The organism is Anaerolineales bacterium, assembly GCA_037382465.1.
In the GTDB taxonomy this organism is placed as follows: domain Bacteria; phylum Chloroflexota; class Anaerolineae; order Anaerolineales; family E44-bin32; genus WVZH01.
Genome location: JARRPX010000061.1, coordinates 1 through 15,958, shown reverse-complemented (window position 1 = coordinate 15,958; position 15,958 = coordinate 1). Strand labels below are relative to the sequence as shown.

Genomic DNA, 15,958 nt, shown 5'->3' with positions numbered 1-15,958 from the left:
AATCTTATCAAGCGGCGATTTACTGTTTAATCCTGAATATGTTTCTTGGAGCAGGAATTTTGTTCAGTAATCCGAGTGGTTTCGAGATGGTCCTGCATCAAGTCGGCCAGGCGGTTTATCTCTTTTTTCTGTTCGACGAGCATAGTCATGAGCAATAAATCCAGGGGCGTTAGATGCGCGCTGGCCTTTCGGACCGGCCAGTGATGCTGCACGGAGGCGAGCAGCTTGTCGAGGACGGCTTGATCTTCGGGGGACATCGTGCGGCGGAAGCGGGCCAGCGTGCGCATGTCGCTGTCGGCGGCCAGCGTCTGCGGCTCGAGGGGATAGGCCAGAAAGCTTTCCATGGGGAGCTCCTTGCGATCGGGATATACCCACGATAACGCCTTTCACCTGCGCGCACATCCCCTTGGGGGGTGAAACGCGCAGGTGATTTTCAGGTCTACTCCCGGATCAGGCTTCCGGCTTCAGAGCACTGATGCGGGCGCTGAAAGGCGGATTGAAATCCTCGAGGTCGAGTTCCACCGGTTTGCCATCGACCATGGCGATACGCTTCTGCTCCCCGTCTTTGGGTTCGGGCAGCTCGATGCCGTATTTCTCGAGTTCTTCGGCAATGTCTGCCGGATCGAGTCCGATTTCCACACGCGATACCTGCACGTCGCTGAACCCGGCGGCTTCCAGAGCGGCGACGTAATCGCGATAGTCCAGCGCGCCGGCGACACAGCCGTACCAGGCAGCCAGATTCTCGCGGATGACTTCGGGCAGCGGTCCATCCGTGACGATGTCGGTTACGGCGAAACGCCCGCCCGGTTTGAGCACGCGGAACGTTTCACGGAACACGGCGGGCTTGTCGGGGCTGAGATTGATGACGCAGTTCGAGAGAATCACGTCCACGCTGTCGTCTGCGACGGGGAGGTGCTCGATCTCTCCCAGGCGGAATTCGACGTTTTCCGCCCCGATCTTGGCCTTGTTCGCCCGGGCTCTATCGAGCATCTCGGGGGTCATGTCCACACCGATCACCTTGCCGCTTTCGCCCACCTTCCGGGCGGCGAGGAAACAATCGATGCCGCCTCCCGAGCCGAGGTCGAGCACGGTTTCCCCGGGCCTTAACGACGCCAGCGTGACCGGATCCCCGCAGCCCGCCGAGATCCCCGTGACGTCGACGGGGAGGCTGTCGACATCCGGGGTTTCATAGATCGAAAGTTGAATCGATTCGTTGCCGGCGCTCGATCCGCAGCATCCTCCTGCACTCTGGGGATCGAACTTCACGGCAAAGTTGCCGTAATGTTCACGAACCTTGCTGCGGATGTTGCTCGTTTCGGACGTTTTCTGCTTGTTATTCATCGTACACTCTCCTTATCGACGTATTTACATATTTCGATGTTACATCCTAAAAAAATATGGATCACTCTTTCACCTCCACAGGATGCTCAGGGGCGAATGTGACTGCCACGACGCAGCACGCGTCGGCCAGACGCCCCTGGTTGAGTTCGTAGAACACCTGCTTGCCTTTGCGTCTGACGTTGACCAGGTTGGCGTTGCGCAGGATCGCCAGATGGTGCGAAACAGTAGGCTGGGTGACGTCGAGCGCCTCCACGATCTCGTTCACGCTTCTGGCCTGACAGCAGCAGAATGCCATGATCCGCTGGCGGGTTTCGTCCGCCAACGCTTTGGCAAAGGTTACGGTGTCCAATGAATCCGATTCTTTCGGCATCGTGTTTATTATATCGATAAACTTCGATATGTCAAGCGGGTGAAATCCTGTTGGGGATCACGCCTTCTTATGGAAGCGGCATGGCCTCGGCGTACCCTGCCGCCAGTTCGCGCGTACGGGCCACCGTTTCGGCTTCGTCGATGGTCAGCAGCTCGCGCTGTCGCATGACTAGCCGACCGTGGATGATCACCGTGGACACGTCCTCGCGCCCCACAGCGTACACCAGGTGCGAGAACACGTCGTACATCGGTACGAGATGTTCGCTGCCGAGATCGATCAGGATCAGGTCGGCGTACTTGCCGGCTGCGAGCGAACCGAATCGGTCGCCGATGCCCAAGGCCGCTGCCGCCTGGCGTGTCGCACAAGCGACCACGTTCTCTGCGGAGTTGAAGGTGGGGTCGTGATTCACGCCGCGATGCAGAATGGCGGCGAGGCGCATCTGCTTCCACATGTCCAGATCGTTGCCCGTCGCCGCGCCGTCGGTGCCCAGCACGATGGGGATGCCGGCGGCGTGCATCTTGGGCAGCGGAGCGATGCCGGAGCCCATCTTGAGATTGGAAATCGGGCAGTGGACGGCCGCAGCGCCGCGCTCGGCGATGAGCCGGATGTCGTCGTCGCTCAGGTGGACACAGTGCGCCAGGCTGGTGCGCGGGCTTAAAAGTCCCAGGTGATCGAGATGCTGCGGAGGCGTCATCCCGTATCTCTCGCGCACCGTGCTGACTTCGCCCGCCGTCTCGGAAGCGTGGGTGTGAAAGAGGGCTTCGTATTCGACGACAAGTTCCCAGGCCTGCCTGAGGATATCCGGCGAGACGGTGTAGGTGCCGTGCGGCAGGACGCAGGGCAGGACGAAGGGATTTTCCGCGTAGCGCTGGAAAAACTCCCGTCCACGAGGTGCACGCTCGGCTGCGGGAATGCCGTCCGGGCCGTCGAAATCGACGAAAATTGGACCGTTGATCAAACGAAAACCGGTTTCGCTGGCCACATCCGCCGAAGCTTCCGGAAACCAGTACATGTCCAGCGCCATGGTCGTGCCGCCGCGGATCATCTCGGCGAAAGCGAGGCGCGTGCCGATTGTCACCGTATCCGGGTGGATGAAGCGGCCTTCCGCCTCCCACACCCGCGCCAGAAACGGGTCGAGCGGCAGGTCGTCGGCGAAGCCGCGGAACAGGGTCATCGCCAGATGGGAATGGGCGTTGATCAATCCCGGCATGACGATGTGCTCACCGGCGTCGATTTCCTCCTTCGCCGCGTACCTGGCGTGCAGTTCGGATGTGGTTCCGACGTCGATGATTTCGGCCTCCCGGATGGCCACCGCGCCGTCCTCGATGACCCGGTCGGCGTCGTCCATGGTGACGATCAAACCGTTCTCGATCAGCAGGTCGATAGATGGTTTCATGTCGCTTCCTTTCAAGCTGAGGCGGAAGTCATCTAGAGAAACGCCTCGTCGAGCGCGTGGCGGCAAGCGCAGTCGTACGGCTCGGGCAGCAGGCGAATGACGCCTTCGAACAAACGGCCGATGCTATCCCCCATACCTTGCAGATTCATCATCACTTCGCCGGCGCTCAGGCTCGATCCCATACCCGCCGCCGGATTGCTGACGACGCCCAGGGTGGCGTAGCACATCGCCAGCTCGCGTGCGAGCACGCATTCGGGGTAGTTGGTTTGCCCGACCAAATGGCCGTCCAGCCGGCGGACCATCTCGATTTCCGCCCGGGTCTCGAATCGCGGCCCGGAGAAACAGGCGTACGTGGCCCCGCGCTGCAGGTCGATGTCGAGTTCCGCGGCCGATCTGGCCATGGCGCCGTGCAGGGTGGGGCAGTAGGGGTCGGTCACGTCGACGTGGGCCAACTTTCCGCCCAGCGGGTAGAAGCTGTCCGGGCGACCTGTTGTGAAATTGAGGAACTGGTCGATCAACACCAGTGTGCCGGGCTGCCAGTCCGGAATCAGCGAACCGCAGACGCTGGTTGCAAGGATGCGTTCGACTCCGAGTTCGTGCAGGGCGTAGATGTTGGCGCGGTAGTTAATTTCGTCCGGTGCAAGCCGGTGGTTCACGCCGTGGCGGGGGAGGAAGGCGATCTGCTGGCCTTCCAGACGGGCGATTTGCACGTCGGCTTTACCGAAAGGCGTGGCCACACGCATTATTTTTGACATCTGGATATTCGGCAGCGTATAAAAGCCGGTGCCGGTGATGAATCCCGTTCGAACTGTCACAGGCGCCTCCCCAAGAACTCTGTCTCTTTATACAACAGCTTGCATCTTGAACCAAGTGGAAAGGCTTTGTTCGGTCTTCTGTTCGTGCTTGCCAATCCGGATTTTGTGTTCTATTGTTGCGTATCCGCGCAGTTTCGGAACAGGAGCGGGGTCAGATGAGAACGACGATCAAATTGGGTTCGAAGTATTTGTTGATATTGATAACGCTGGTCGCATGCGGTCCTTCGCAAGCCGATCTCGACGCCACGGCAGCGAAGGTCTCGGCCGATGCCAACGCGACGCAAACGGCGGAGGCTACACCATCAGTCACTTCACCACCCACACGCACGGCTACACCGGAGCCAACGGCGATCCCAACCATCGATTTCAGCCTTGGTGATTACGAAGATATCGAACACGGGGGCTTCCGCTATCGCCAGGCCGAGGGATTCTATCGTGCGTATCAACCGGGGTCAGTAATGCTATCGAGCGACGCTCCCGAAGTTATCATCACCTTGGGGGGAGGCCCCCTGAAGCCCGATACGACGTTACGAAAGGCCGTAAACGATTTGGCTTCGTATCTATCGGGGGAAATGGATTCGTTCAGTGCTTCGGGTATTTATCCGTATCAAATCGGGGATGAGCAGGGATTTGCGATCAATATTGCGGGCGAGATGTTTGGCGAGAAAATGATCGGTTTTGTCGCCGTGGCCTATCATCACGGCGATACTTCCTTTGAAATCATCGCCGCTGCGCCGTTTGAACGTTGGGCGCTCGACGGGGAGTCCATCGCCGTAGAGATTCTTGAATCGGTCGAATTCTTCGAGCCGACGCCCATGGAAAACATGTGTCCCGTAAGCACGGATCCGACGTACGGCCACACGAGGGACAACCCGATCGGTGTGGGGCGAGGGGATGTGTTTGAAGGACCGGCCCTGGAGCGAGCGTATCTGGATTTGCTTCTCGGACCTCAAGGTGAAGAAATCGAATATGTGCGGCGGGGTTCGTTCGATACCGGGGTAACGATCGTGGATGTGTACGAAATTACGATCGGGTATCAGACCGAAACCGTGGTTCTCTACCTGGACGAATACAATCTCGATCCGTTCGTCGTCCCGCAAGGCTTTGCTTGTGCCTGGTCGTTCGAGTGAGGTAATTTCGATCTGGATACAGGCCATACGGGCCATTGAGAAAGCCGTATTCCTTGGCTACAATTCCGAAAAGCGGCCTGGTATTCTCTGTGGAGTAGTGATGATCGTGGATAAAGGTAAAAGATCTCCAAAGCGCGGGTTATTTTTCGTACTCATTTTGATCGCTCTCAGCCTGAGTGGGTGTGCTCAGGTGCAGCAGATTTTTGCCACGGATACACCCACCCCGACCCATACACCCACGAAGACCTTCACACCGACGCCGACGCTGACCTACACACCGACGTACACGCCAACGATCACACTCACGCCAACTCAAACGCTCACCCCGACGATCACACCCACTCCCACGATCACGCTCACACCGACCTTCGATTTCCCCAAGGTGACGGTGAACACCCAATCCCACTGCCGCTACGGTCCTGCGACGGCATATTTACACGCCGGGGATTTCTACCCCGGGGACAAGGGCATTCTCTGGAACCGAAACTACGATGGAAGCTGGCTCTGGGTGAGTTGGGAGAAACAGCACTGGGCTTGTTGGATTTCGGCCTCCGTGGTGGACGTGGATGGCGATATCTTCTCCGTTACGACCTACATGAATCTCCTGCCGAAATCCACGTTGTACGATCCACCGGAGAAGGTAAGAGCCCAAAGGGACGGCGATACCGTGGTCATCTTCTGGACGCCAGTCAACATGACCCTGGACGACGATCGCGGCTACTTCAACAAAGCTCAGGTTTGTCTGCATGGGTATCTGGTCGATATGGTTTATCACACGGATACCAATTCCCTCACGATCACGGACGAACAGACTTGCGACCGGCCTTCAAACGGCACCGTTCAAGCCGTCGAAAAGCACGGCTACACCGATCCGGTGACCATACCCTGGCCAAAATAATTTCACCCGGATCGTTCTGATAAAAAGGACACCGCCGGATTTCCGCTGCACCGGCGGTGTTTTATGTAGGTTGGAATTGGCTGGGATCAAATCGAACGGATGTGATTCTCGCTTGCCCGTTCGAGATCGGCATACTCGCCGCGATATTCGGCGGGCAGCAGCGCAGCCAGCTTATACATCATTTCGTCCAACATTTCCTGGCGAACGTCCTGAGAGACTCGCCCCGAACCCGCATTCAGGTAAAAACCTTCCCCCACCGCCAGGTGCAGCTCCGTCCTGCGCAGGTGGTGCAGGTTGTCGCTGAAGCGTTCGTTGCCGTAGCATACGACCGGCTGGATCGGCGCACCGCTGTGCAGCGCCAAAAGCACGCTGCCGGCGTGGGCGCTCTGCAGTCTGCCGTGTTCGCTGCGGGTACCCTCCGGGGCGATCACCAGGATGGCGCCCCGCTTCAAACGTTCGAGCGCCTCCCGCATGGCGGACACGTCCGCCGTGCCGCGATGCAGTGGAATGGCGTCCACGGCGTTCAACAGCCAGCGGAAGAAGGCGCTCTTCCAGCGATACGCGGCGACGAAGCCGGTGATCGGGCGTGGCTGCAGGCGGGTGTAGAACACCGGCACTTCCACCAGGTTGATGTGGTTGATGATCAGGATCAAAGGACCGCGCTGCGGCACCTTGCGCAGCGGCGTGTCGTCTATGCGGCAGAGGGCGCCGGTCAGAATCCTGAAGAAGGCAATGATCAATCGTCTGCTCAGCGTCATGCGACCTCGCTGGGGATCTTCATGGCTTGGGCCATTTGATCTTGAACGGTGCGCTGTATCCGCGTTTATCGAACACCCGGACCTGTCCGTATGAATCGCCGGAACAGCCGTCTTTATCCGTAAGCGTGATGGACGTGCTGGTTGTTGACTCGACCACGTCGATCAAATAGCTTCCAGTACAGATGCGTGCTTCGACGAGATACCCCAACCCGATGGCATCCGGCGCCGGGTTCCAGCTGATGGTAACACTGCTGCCGCTTCGGGTGGCTTTGACCCCGCTCGGATTTGAAACGGACGGATGGACGTAAATCACGGGGTAGACGACCGGCACGCTTTCGATGTCGACGGACGCCGTGACGGTCGAAGCGGCGACCCAACAGGTCCAATCCGTGTCGTGGGGTTGGACGTAGAGCCAGGTCCCTTCGTAGTTGCGTCCTTCCAGGGAGGCCGTGTCGTCTTCCGAAAGACCCCACGCATACAGGTAGTCGGCATCCGGTCCATAGCGGCAGTTCACTTCGCCGTTGGCCGTCACGTATGGCGCTTCTTCGGTGGGCGTGATCGTGGGCGTCGCAGTATCGGTTGGCGTCGGTGACATGGTCTCCGTTGGCGTATTTGTGGGTGTCGGTGTGAGGGTCGCCGTGGGTGTCAATGTGATGGTCGCCGTCGGCGTCGCTGTTGGCGGGATAGGTGAGGGCGTCGCCGTGGGTGGAGGCGGGGTCGCCTGTGCACAAGCACTCAACAGAATGATGAGCAAACTTGAGATCATGGTCTTTTTCACGGCGATCATCCTTGCTAATCCGCGGTTTTAAGGCGCAATGTAGACCAACTTTATTTATTTCGCAATCGGGTTATGCGATGAAGCAGCATTTATATGCATGCCTGCTCTGATGCGCTGCCGGTTCGACGGGATCTCCCCCATTCTTCCACATTTCGTTCATACTCTGTTCACAATCGTGGACCAGAATTCAACGCAGTACAAAATACCAAAGGAGGTAGTTACAATGAAAAATCGGATTTTCTTTTCCGTCGTGGGGATTCTGGTGCTGGTCTGCGGTTTGATTGCCCTGGGTTTCTACGTATACAACCTGGGCGCTGCTTCCGCTGCGGATCAAAGCGTGGAACTGCCGGCGCATCCGTGGCACTTCGGTTACTTCCCGCCGCTGCTGGGTGTTGCCATCGCCGTAATCGGCTTCATGTTTCTGCTGAAGATTGCGATTCCCTTGATTCTGTTCCCGATTTTCGGGATCGGATTTTGGGGTGCACGCAGGCATTGGCGTGGATATGGACCGAGACATTGGCGCCGCATGGATTGGGAGGAGGGCGTCCCTCCCATGGTTCGCTCGTGGCACCGCCATCTCCACGAGATGGCCGCAGACGACGAAGCGCCTGCAGAGGAGTGATCTTCTGCCCTATAATGGACGCGTGGGGATATGCTTCGTGCGCATCCCCGCGCGGAGGCTTCTATCGTGAAAACGGTGCTGATCGTCGATGATGAGCCCAAGATCGTGCAAATCGCTCGCGACTATCTCGAAAACGCGGGCTTTTCGGTCGTCGCGGCCTACGATGGTGAATCCGCCCTGGCGGCGGTCCGCAGCCAATCACCGGATCTCATCGTGCTCGATTTGGGTTTGCCGGACATGGATGGCCTCGACGTGTGTCGAAAAGTGCGCCGGAACTCGAACGTGCCCATCGTGATGTTGACCGCCCGGGATGAGGAGCCAGATAAACTCGTCGGGTTAGAGCTGGGAGCCGACGACTACGTGACCAAGCCGTTCAGTCCCAAGGAACTCGTGGCGCGCATACGCGCCGTCTTTCGCCGCGTGGAAGCCGTAGAAGAGACTCCTGAAGTCATCCGGGTGCTCGACGTCACCCTCGAAACTGGAAGCATGCGGCTGCGGATTGGCGATCGAAACGTCGATCTTACCCCCACGGAATTTCAACTGCTCGCCAAACTTGCCGGCCAACCCGGCCGGATTTTCACGCGCGCTCAACTGCTCGAGTCGATTCACGGTGTGGCGATCGAATCCTACGAGCGCGCCATCGACGCCCACATCAAAAACATCCGCCGTAAAATCGAACCAAATCCCAGCGAACCGCGTTACATACTGACCGTTTACGGTGTGGGATACCGTTTCTCCGATGAAGCGCGATAAATATTCCCGGTCCGATTTCATGCGCATGCGTTATGCCCGGCGTTCCTATTGGGGCAGGCCGCCGTGGTGGCCCGAGGAGGAACCCTGGCCTCCGATTCACCGCATGATGCGGCGGAAGCATCCGAGCCTTCTGCCCAAGTTGATCATAGGTCTCATCGGAGCCTTTATATTAACATCGCTTGCTTGTTCGATGACAATCAACCTCATGTCCGGTCTGGTGGAGGGAATCGGCTGGCCAGACTTCAAACCGGTGGGAGTGCTCGTTGGAGGGATTGGAGCGCTGGCTGTCATTTTCTTCTTCGCAGGGCGTGCCTTGCTCCGTCTCGTGTCTCCCATCGATCAGATGGTTGCCGCATCGGACCGAATTGCGGAAGGGGATTATTCGGTGCGGATTTCGGAACGAGGAAGCCCTGAAATGCGATCCCTGGCGCATGCGTTCAACGCCATGGCGACGCAGCTTCAGGAGCATGAATCGCAGCGGCGCGATTTGTTGGCGAACGTCACGCATGAACTGCGCACGCCGCTCACGGTGATTCAAGGCCGGATCGAGGGAATGCTCGACGGCGTTTACCCTCGCCAGGATGTGCATTTCGAATCCATCCTGGAGGAAACGCGCCAGATGAGCCGCCTGATCGAAGATCTGCGAACCCTGGCGCTGGCTGAAAGCGGTGCGTTGGACTTACGAAAAGAGCCGACGGATTTATCGGTTCTGATCGGCGAGACGATGGCGGCGCTGCGGCCGCAGGCGGAAGAGAAAGGCATAATTTGCAAAACAGAGATCGTCGACGATCTGCCGCTGGTGAACATCGATCCGCTGCGGATGCGCACGGTTTTGGTCAATCTGATCATTAACGCAATCCGGCACTCTTCGACGGGCGATACCATCCGGGCGACGTGCCGCTTGTCGGAAAAGGATCAATTGGAGATCGGCATTCACGACACGGGGGAGGGGATTGCCGCTGAAGATCTGGCGCACATCTTCGAGCGTTTTTACAAATCGATCGAATCCACCGGCAGCGGCCTGGGGCTGGCCATAGCCAAAGAATTGGTCGAAGCACATCGTGGAAAAATCGACATCGAAAGCCAGCCCGGCGAGGGAACGAGCGTGCGGGTGCTGCTGCCGCTCAACGCGGACCGACCTTTTTCCCTGGACGATTCTACTTCGATCCAAGACATGAGATAATGGATCCCCGGAAGACTACCGTGCACGAATCGATCGCAGCCCCATTCTCGAGATGCAGAACCTTGACGGCTTGGCATGAATAAAGACTTATCTTCCGATTTCACCCATTTGCGCGTGTATTCTCAATTTTCCCTCCTGCGTGCCACACCGAGCATCGAGGACCTGGTTGCCCGTGCTTCGGCGGAGGGTCTTTCATCGTTGGCGCTGACGGACATGGATGGCCTGTTCGGAGTCGTTCAATTCGTGAAGCGCTGCCGTGAGTCCGGAATTAAGCCTATCCTTGGGATCACTTTCGACGTGGCCGCGCCTGAGGCGATTTCCCGTGAGGATCTCCAGAGCCACGGTCAGCTCACGCTTCTGGCGATGAATCGGGCAGGGTACCGCTCGTTGTGCCGGCTTTCTTCATCGTTGTTGGGACATCCGCAGTCGGCTGATAGATCGAAAGATGTGCTCGCGTGGGCGCAGCTCGAAGCTTACAATGAAGGGATTCTCTGCATCGCAGGCGGCCGCAGCGGATGGTCAAGCGGGTTGATTGCGGATGGGCGGGATGCTGCTGCGCAGCAGTACCTCAACCGGCTCAAGTCGATTTTCAAAGAAGCGTGTTACCTGGGATTGGAAATCCATCCTGCCAGCGACGCCGGTTCGTCCGATCGCATACTGGCGCTCGCCGATCGCATGAACCTGCCGTACGTGGCTGCGCAGCCGGTTTACACGCTGCATCCCCAGGAGCGATCCCGATTGAGGCTACTTGCGGCGATCGACCGGAATTGCACTCTGGATGCGGTTCCGGATTCGGCGCTTCCAGACGGAGGGGATGCGGGGGTCGATCTCCACTGGCTCACCCGGGAGGAAGTGGCCGCACGCCATGCAAGGTATCCACTGGCGCTGGAGCGCATATCCGAAATCGTTCATCGCTGTGAACCGGCTTTGCCGCAAGGGACGGTCATCTGGCCGACGATCGAAATTCCCAAAGGCGAGACGAAGGACACGATGCTCGAATCTGCAGCACGGAAAGGGATGATCGAGCGATTTGGTGAGGCGCCCTCCACCGAAGTGCGCGAGCGGCTGCAGCATGAGCTGGATGTGATTCTGGCTCGTGAGTACGCCGCATTGTTTCTGATCGTGGCCGATATCGTGCGCTTTGCGCACGACGCGGAAATTCCCGTGAGCACACGTGGCAGCGTGGCGAATTCACTCGTCGCGTACTGCCTGGGCATCACCTCGGTAGACCCGATCGAACACGACCTGCTCTTCGAACGGTTCTTGAATCCGGAGCGGACAGACCTACCTGACATCGATCTCGACTTCTGCAGCCGGCGCCGGGACGAAATCCTCGGCTACGTGCGAACCCATTTCGGCGCGGATCGCGTGGCGCTGGTTGCTACGATCAGCAGTATGCAGCCAAGATCCGCAGTCGGTGAGACGGCGAAAGCCTTCGGGCTCGAGGAGAAACGGATCAACCGCTTGAAGGCCATGCTGCCTCGCAGGTGGCATCCCGATCCGCGCAAGCGAGATCGCCGCGGTGTGGACGATGTGCTGGAGCTGCTGTCTGATCCCCTCGAACGCGAAATCGTCCAGCAGGGCTATCGACTCGTCGGTCAGCCGCATCACCTCAGCGTGCATCCGGGCGGCGTGGTGATCACGCCCGGCCCGCTCACGGATTACCTCCCTGTGCAATGGGCCTCGAAGGGTTTTTTGATCACGCAGTTCAATAATGTGGACCTCGAGGCGATCGGTGTACCGAAGCTCGATTTGCTCGGTATCCGTGCGCTTACGGTGCTCAACGATGCGGCCGAATTGGTGCGCCGGCACCATCGGCCGGATTTTGACTTGAATCAGATCCCCCTCGACGACGCCGCCACCGGCGCGCTGTTGATGAACGGCAGTACGATCGGTGTATTTCAATGCGAATCGGCCGGCGCGCAGCGAACGCTGCGCCAATTGAAGGCGCGAAACGTTCAAGATCTTGCGACGGCGAATGCCTTCTTCAAGCCCGGCCCGGCGATGGGCGGCATGGCGCGATCGTTCGTCCGGCGCTACCGGGGGGAAGAGCCCGTCAGTTATCTGCATCCGGCGCTCGAGCCGATTCTGCGGCGCACGAAGGGCGTTCTGATCTTTCAGGAACAGGTCTTGCGTCTCGCACACGAGATCGCCGATTTGAGCTGGGAAGAAGCGGATCATCTCCGACGCGGCATGAGCAAGTTCCGGTCCGAAGAAATGACGGCCATGCGCTTGCGGTTCATTCGCGGGTGTATGCGGCCGGAGCCGGATGGGCCAGGAATGTCGCAGCGCCAGGCAAATCAACTGTGGGACCAGGTCGATGCGTTTGCGGGATACGGCTTCAATCAAGGCCATGCAACAGCGTATGCGATGGTCAGCTATCGATCCGCGTATCTGAAGGCGCATTGGCCGGCTGCGTTTTTATGCGCCCGCCTCGCCGGACATGGGGGCTACCATCATCCGGCGATATACATCGCTGAAGCGCGTCGATTGGCGATCCAGGTGCGCCCACCGCACGTAAATCACAGCGAACGACGCTTCACATTGGAGTTTGAAAGGGACGAGGATCGATTGCACGCTGTATTGTGGATGGGATTGGACCAGATTCGGGATTTACGCCGTCGATCGATTGCGTCCATCCGGCGGGAGAGAACCATGGGGGAATTCAGCAGTGTGCGCGATTTGATCGGACGTGTTGAGCTGCAGCAAAAGGAAATCATGCACCTCATCCAGGGCGGCGCGCTCGATGGACTCGCGGAGAGCAGATCGAAGGCGATCGCAGAAGCGGAAGATGTATTCCGTGCCGGGACGCCGCGGCAGATTTCGTTCGAGTTCGGCGAGCAGGAAGCGCCGCAGCAGGAATCGGCCGGAAAACGGTTGGATTGGGAACGCAGCGTCCTGGGATTTCCGGTCAGCGTTAATCCGTTGGAGTTGATCTCGGAAGATTTGAGAGATGCTCACACTTTGCGTGGCTTGCAGGCAGCAGAAGAAAGATCGATGACCCTGGTGGGATTTAAACTGCCGGGAAGAACGGGTGGATCGGGGTTTTTCTTCGGGGACGGGGACGCGTTTATCCGGGCGCAGTTTGATGAGGAAACCGGAAGTCCGCGGACAGCGATCCAAAACTGGCAGCCTCTCCGTTTGTATGGACGTTGGTGTACGGACGATTGGGGAGGAGGTTGGTTTCGAATCGCAAGCGCGGAACGATTGACGCCCGCTAAAGGCGCCTCCGGCGCGCTTCATCAGCCGGCTTAATGCGTACATGAAGAGAAAGGACGATCCACTTTCGGATCGTCCTTTGCGTGTTCTTTCGATTTTTATTTTCCAGGATGCTAATGTGCGTGGCAAATACTCTGTCCGTATTGCGTGATTCCTTCGGCGATGTTCTTCGCCAATTCGATTTGTGAATGTGAGGCGTTCGGATCAAGTAAGATGCTTTCCGCATAATTGATCAATTCTGCGAACGATCCATCGCTTACGCCGTCGCCGTCCCAATCGATGGCTTGGTTCCATTGCAGCGAACCCTGGGCGAAGTTGAACCAGGCCGTCAGGAGATGCGCATTCGCTTTTGCACGAAGTTCGCTGTTCTTGAAGCGCAGGACGTCATAGGCACGATCGAGAGTCTTCAATGAGATTTGCTCCGAGAACACGGAAGAATAGGCATTGATGACGCCCAGGTAAGACTTCAACTTCGCGCTGTGGAATAAATTCCGGTTGTACCTTCGATTGTATGGGGAAAGGTGATGTTTCCAGTATCCCAATCCCTGGGCACAAGGAGCCCCTTGCAGCACGAACACCTTGATCTTTCGGGTGACGGTGCCGCCATCATCGTCGCTGACGGTGAGTGTGAGTCGATGCCAGCCCGGTTCATTGAAGACGAACGTCGTCTCGTCGGTGACGCTGAAGGGGAAAATGCCCATCGCGCTGGCAGGAGGATCGGCCGAAATGCCGTTGTTGAAGTAGGTGACCTCCACGCCGCTGCTCCAAGTGTAGTTGACGTCGTCGGAACCGGGGTCAACTACCGTCGTAGTGAAGACTTTCTCCTCACCTACTCGTGCGTAGGTCACGATGACGTCGGAACATACCCGCCACTTGAAATCGAAGTTGAGGAATTTATCGATGCGTCGGCAGGATTTGAACGATGTGTGGCCCTGGAAATTCAAATCCGGCGAAACGTTCTTGATGGTAATAACGGCGGATTTTGAGGCTTCATTGCCGTCGTCATCACTGACCGTGACTGTGAGGTCGTATTCCCCATTATCGCCGTAGACGTGTTCGAGGTCGAACTTTCCATTCGACGCCGCCACCAGCGTTTCGACTGCACTTCCATCACCGTAGTCGACAACGGCGGTCCAGGTTTGGGACAAATCGCCGATAACGGTGCCGGATCCGTTGAACGTGTCGCCTTCTTTCAATTCCTTCTCCGGAGCCGCAATGATCACGATGGGGTTCATCGGGCTGGGTTCCGGCGATGGATTGACCAATTCGCAGAAATCCTCTTTTCTCACGTGGTCTTCGATTGAAGTTTCATACGTATCTGACGTATTCCGCCATTTCGATCCATAACGGTACTGAACCGTCCAAGTATCCTCGATGGTCGTGGTGATCGGCGTGCCGTCTGCATATTCGCTGACTGCTTCTCCGGTCGCCAGATTCCACGGACCGAGGATGACGCCGTTGGAAGATAGCAGCCGATATTTACCTGCCGCGCCAATGTTCTGAATTCGAATGTGGAATCGAAATTCTTCATCCAGACAAGTGGTAATCGAGAGTCTGGGTTTGGATGGATCGTAATTTCCCGGATCGTCGTCGGGTGTTTTCGTGGGTGTAGGTTCGAGCGGTGTTGCCGTAGCCTCCGGTTCGGATTCGGGCGTCGGAGTGTTCGTCGGCTCTTCCGTCGGTTCGGGTGTTGATGTTGCGCTTGGTTCCGGATCCGGAGGATCGGTAGGATCACCGGGCTCTTGATTCGGGCACAATTTGAGTCCTGCCACTGCGCCGCTCGCTTCAATCTTGACCTTCAAGCGTATCACGTTCTCGAACCCGAGCTGCATGATCTGGAAACTGTTGTTGCCGAGGGCGGGGATCCATTCTCGCCCGACCACTTTACCGTCGGTATCGTAGCCCGTGACGACGCCGTCACGTTCGCCCGTGTCGATATCGAGTATGTGAATCTCGAAGACATCCGTCGGTTGATCGAACTCGAAGATGAAGGTGCCTCCGCCGTAATAATCGTTCGGATCGTTCGGGTTGGCGTCCTGGGAAAGGATCAAAACGTTGCCCAACGGTACGCTGTTTTCTCCGGGTGCGCCTTTCTCGCCACCCTTGCCAACGCCCGGACCACCGAAGTCTTCGTTCGGGGTTCCGAGATCGTCGTCGTTGCCCGTCGGATTACCGCTGTCGAAGATCATCGCGGGATGGGCCGATGGACTGTTGGTCGTGATCGTAATTCCGAGTGAGGCCCATTCGTCATCGATGAAAGTACCGGCTTGCAGCGCTTCACCGTTTGCGTCGGTCTCGAAGTCCAGGAATATCGGGCAGACGCCCGGATCAGGCGGGACGGTTGGCTCGTCGGTCGGCTCGTCGGTGGGGACCGGCGTGTCCGTCGGCGTGTCGGTCGGAACCGGCGTGTCTGTCGGCGTGTCGGTCGGAACCGGCGTGTCCGTCGGCGTGTCGGTCGGGAGCGGCGTGTCTGTCGGCGTGTCGGTCGGAACCGGCGTGTTCGTCGGCGTGTCGGTGGGGACCGGCGTGTTCGTCGGCGTGTCGGTCGGAACCGGCGTGTTCGTCGGCGTGTCGGTCGGAACCGGTGTATCGGTCGGCGTGTCGGTCGGAACCGGCGTGTTCGTCGGCGTGTCGGTCGGGACCGGTGTATCGGTCGGCGTGTCGGTCGGAACCGGTGTATCGGTCGGCGTGTCGG

At 58.3% G+C, this 15,958-nt stretch carries 14 protein-coding genes; 6 read left to right on the top strand and 8 right to left on the bottom strand.

Going from position 1 to position 15,958, the window contains the following annotated elements; genetic code table 11:
* Window positions 1-26 precede the first annotated feature (26 nt).
* The 5 genes from P8Z34_13735 to P8Z34_13715 form a co-directional block, all read right to left on the bottom strand.
* Window positions 27-344, bottom strand: coding sequence for a hypothetical protein (locus tag P8Z34_13735; GenBank protein MEJ2551735.1), 318 nt, complete (start codon window positions 342-344; stop codon window positions 27-29).
* 106 nt (window positions 345-450) lie between these two features.
* Complete coding sequence (arsM, locus tag P8Z34_13730) at window positions 451-1,341, bottom strand: arsenite methyltransferase (protein MEJ2551734.1); 891 nt, start codon at window positions 1,339-1,341, stop codon at window positions 451-453.
* A 61-nt stretch (window positions 1,342-1,402) separates the two neighbouring features.
* Entirely contained in the window at window positions 1,403-1,711 is a 309-nt protein-coding gene (locus P8Z34_13725; GenBank protein MEJ2551733.1) for a metalloregulator ArsR/SmtB family transcription factor, read from the bottom strand.
* A 67-nt stretch (window positions 1,712-1,778) separates the two neighbouring features.
* Complete coding sequence (locus P8Z34_13720) at window positions 1,779-3,107, bottom strand: amidohydrolase family protein (protein MEJ2551732.1); 1,329 nt, start codon at window positions 3,105-3,107, stop codon at window positions 1,779-1,781.
* Window positions 3,108-3,139: 32 nt separating this feature from the next.
* On the bottom strand, window positions 3,140-3,922 hold the full coding sequence (locus P8Z34_13715; GenBank protein MEJ2551731.1) for an MTAP family purine nucleoside phosphorylase: 783 nt from the start codon (window positions 3,920-3,922) through the stop codon (window positions 3,140-3,142).
* Between the two features lie 155 nt (window positions 3,923-4,077).
* Here P8Z34_13715 and P8Z34_13710 point away from each other — a divergent pair, with 155 nt between their 5' ends.
* Window positions 4,078-5,052: a hypothetical protein gene (locus P8Z34_13710; GenBank protein MEJ2551730.1), complete on the top strand. Its 975-nt coding sequence runs from the start codon at window positions 4,078-4,080 to the stop codon at window positions 5,050-5,052.
* 100 nt (window positions 5,053-5,152) lie between these two features.
* Window positions 5,153-5,950 carry a hypothetical protein gene (locus P8Z34_13705; protein ID MEJ2551729.1) on the top strand — a complete coding sequence of 266 codons (798 nt, stop codon included), beginning with the start codon at window positions 5,153-5,155 and terminating at the stop codon, window positions 5,948-5,950.
* 86 nt (window positions 5,951-6,036) lie between these two features.
* Here the strand turns inward: P8Z34_13705 and P8Z34_13700 are convergent, their stop codons facing one another.
* The gene (locus P8Z34_13700) at window positions 6,037-6,708 is read right to left on the bottom strand and encodes a lysophospholipid acyltransferase family protein (protein MEJ2551728.1); all 672 of its coding nucleotides are present in this window, start codon (window positions 6,706-6,708) and stop codon (window positions 6,037-6,039) included.
* A gap of 19 nt (window positions 6,709-6,727) precedes the next feature.
* Window positions 6,728-7,486, bottom strand: coding sequence for a hypothetical protein (locus P8Z34_13695; GenBank protein MEJ2551727.1), 759 nt, complete (start codon window positions 7,484-7,486; stop codon window positions 6,728-6,730).
* Between the two features lie 223 nt (window positions 7,487-7,709).
* On the opposite strand from P8Z34_13695, the gene P8Z34_13690 reads away from it, so the two are divergent.
* From P8Z34_13690 to P8Z34_13675, 4 genes are all read left to right on the top strand, one after another.
* Entirely contained in the window at window positions 7,710-8,108 is a 399-nt protein-coding gene (locus tag P8Z34_13690; protein ID MEJ2551726.1) for a hypothetical protein, read from the top strand.
* A 66-nt stretch (window positions 8,109-8,174) separates the two neighbouring features.
* Window positions 8,175-8,861 carry a response regulator transcription factor gene (locus P8Z34_13685; protein MEJ2551725.1) on the top strand — a complete coding sequence of 229 codons (687 nt, stop codon included), beginning with the start codon at window positions 8,175-8,177 and terminating at the stop codon, window positions 8,859-8,861.
* The gene (locus tag P8Z34_13680) at window positions 8,848-10,044 is read left to right on the top strand and encodes a HAMP domain-containing sensor histidine kinase (protein ID MEJ2551724.1); all 1,197 of its coding nucleotides are present in this window, start codon (window positions 8,848-8,850) and stop codon (window positions 10,042-10,044) included. The genes P8Z34_13685 and P8Z34_13680 overlap by 14 nt, the downstream gene beginning before the upstream one ends.
* 75 nt (window positions 10,045-10,119) lie before the next feature.
* Window positions 10,120-13,299: a DNA polymerase III subunit alpha gene (locus P8Z34_13675; GenBank protein ID MEJ2551723.1), complete on the top strand. Its 3,180-nt coding sequence runs from the start codon at window positions 10,120-10,122 to the stop codon at window positions 13,297-13,299.
* Window positions 13,300-13,376: 77 nt separating this feature from the next.
* On the opposite strand, the gene P8Z34_13670 is transcribed toward P8Z34_13675, so the two are convergent.
* Window positions 13,377-15,958 (bottom strand): PKD domain-containing protein (locus P8Z34_13670; protein MEJ2551722.1); only part of this gene is annotated, 2,582 nt, incomplete at its 5' end.

Coding starts and splice junctions, on each gene's coding strand:
- P8Z34_13675 (MEJ2551723.1), top strand. CDS start 10,120: ATGAATAAAGACTTATCTTCCGATTTCACCCATTTGCGCGTGTATTCT.
- P8Z34_13690 (MEJ2551726.1), top strand. CDS start 7,710: ATGAAAAATCGGATTTTCTTTTCCGTCGTGGGGATTCTGGTGCTGGTC.
- P8Z34_13735 (MEJ2551735.1), bottom strand. CDS start 344: ATGGAAAGCTTTCTGGCCTATCCCCTCGAGCCGCAGACGCTGGCCGCC.
- P8Z34_13720 (MEJ2551732.1), bottom strand. CDS start 3,107: ATGAAACCATCTATCGACCTGCTGATCGAGAACGGTTTGATCGTCACC.
- P8Z34_13710 (MEJ2551730.1), top strand. CDS start 4,078: ATGAGAACGACGATCAAATTGGGTTCGAAGTATTTGTTGATATTGATA.
- P8Z34_13725 (MEJ2551733.1), bottom strand. CDS start 1,711: ATGCCGAAAGAATCGGATTCATTGGACACCGTAACCTTTGCCAAAGCG.
- arsM (MEJ2551734.1), bottom strand. CDS start 1,341: ATGAATAACAAGCAGAAAACGTCCGAAACGAGCAACATCCGCAGCAAG.
- P8Z34_13700 (MEJ2551728.1), bottom strand. CDS start 6,708: ATGACGCTGAGCAGACGATTGATCATTGCCTTCTTCAGGATTCTGACC.
- P8Z34_13680 (MEJ2551724.1), top strand. CDS start 8,848: ATGAAGCGCGATAAATATTCCCGGTCCGATTTCATGCGCATGCGTTAT.
- P8Z34_13705 (MEJ2551729.1), top strand. CDS start 5,153: ATGATCGTGGATAAAGGTAAAAGATCTCCAAAGCGCGGGTTATTTTTC.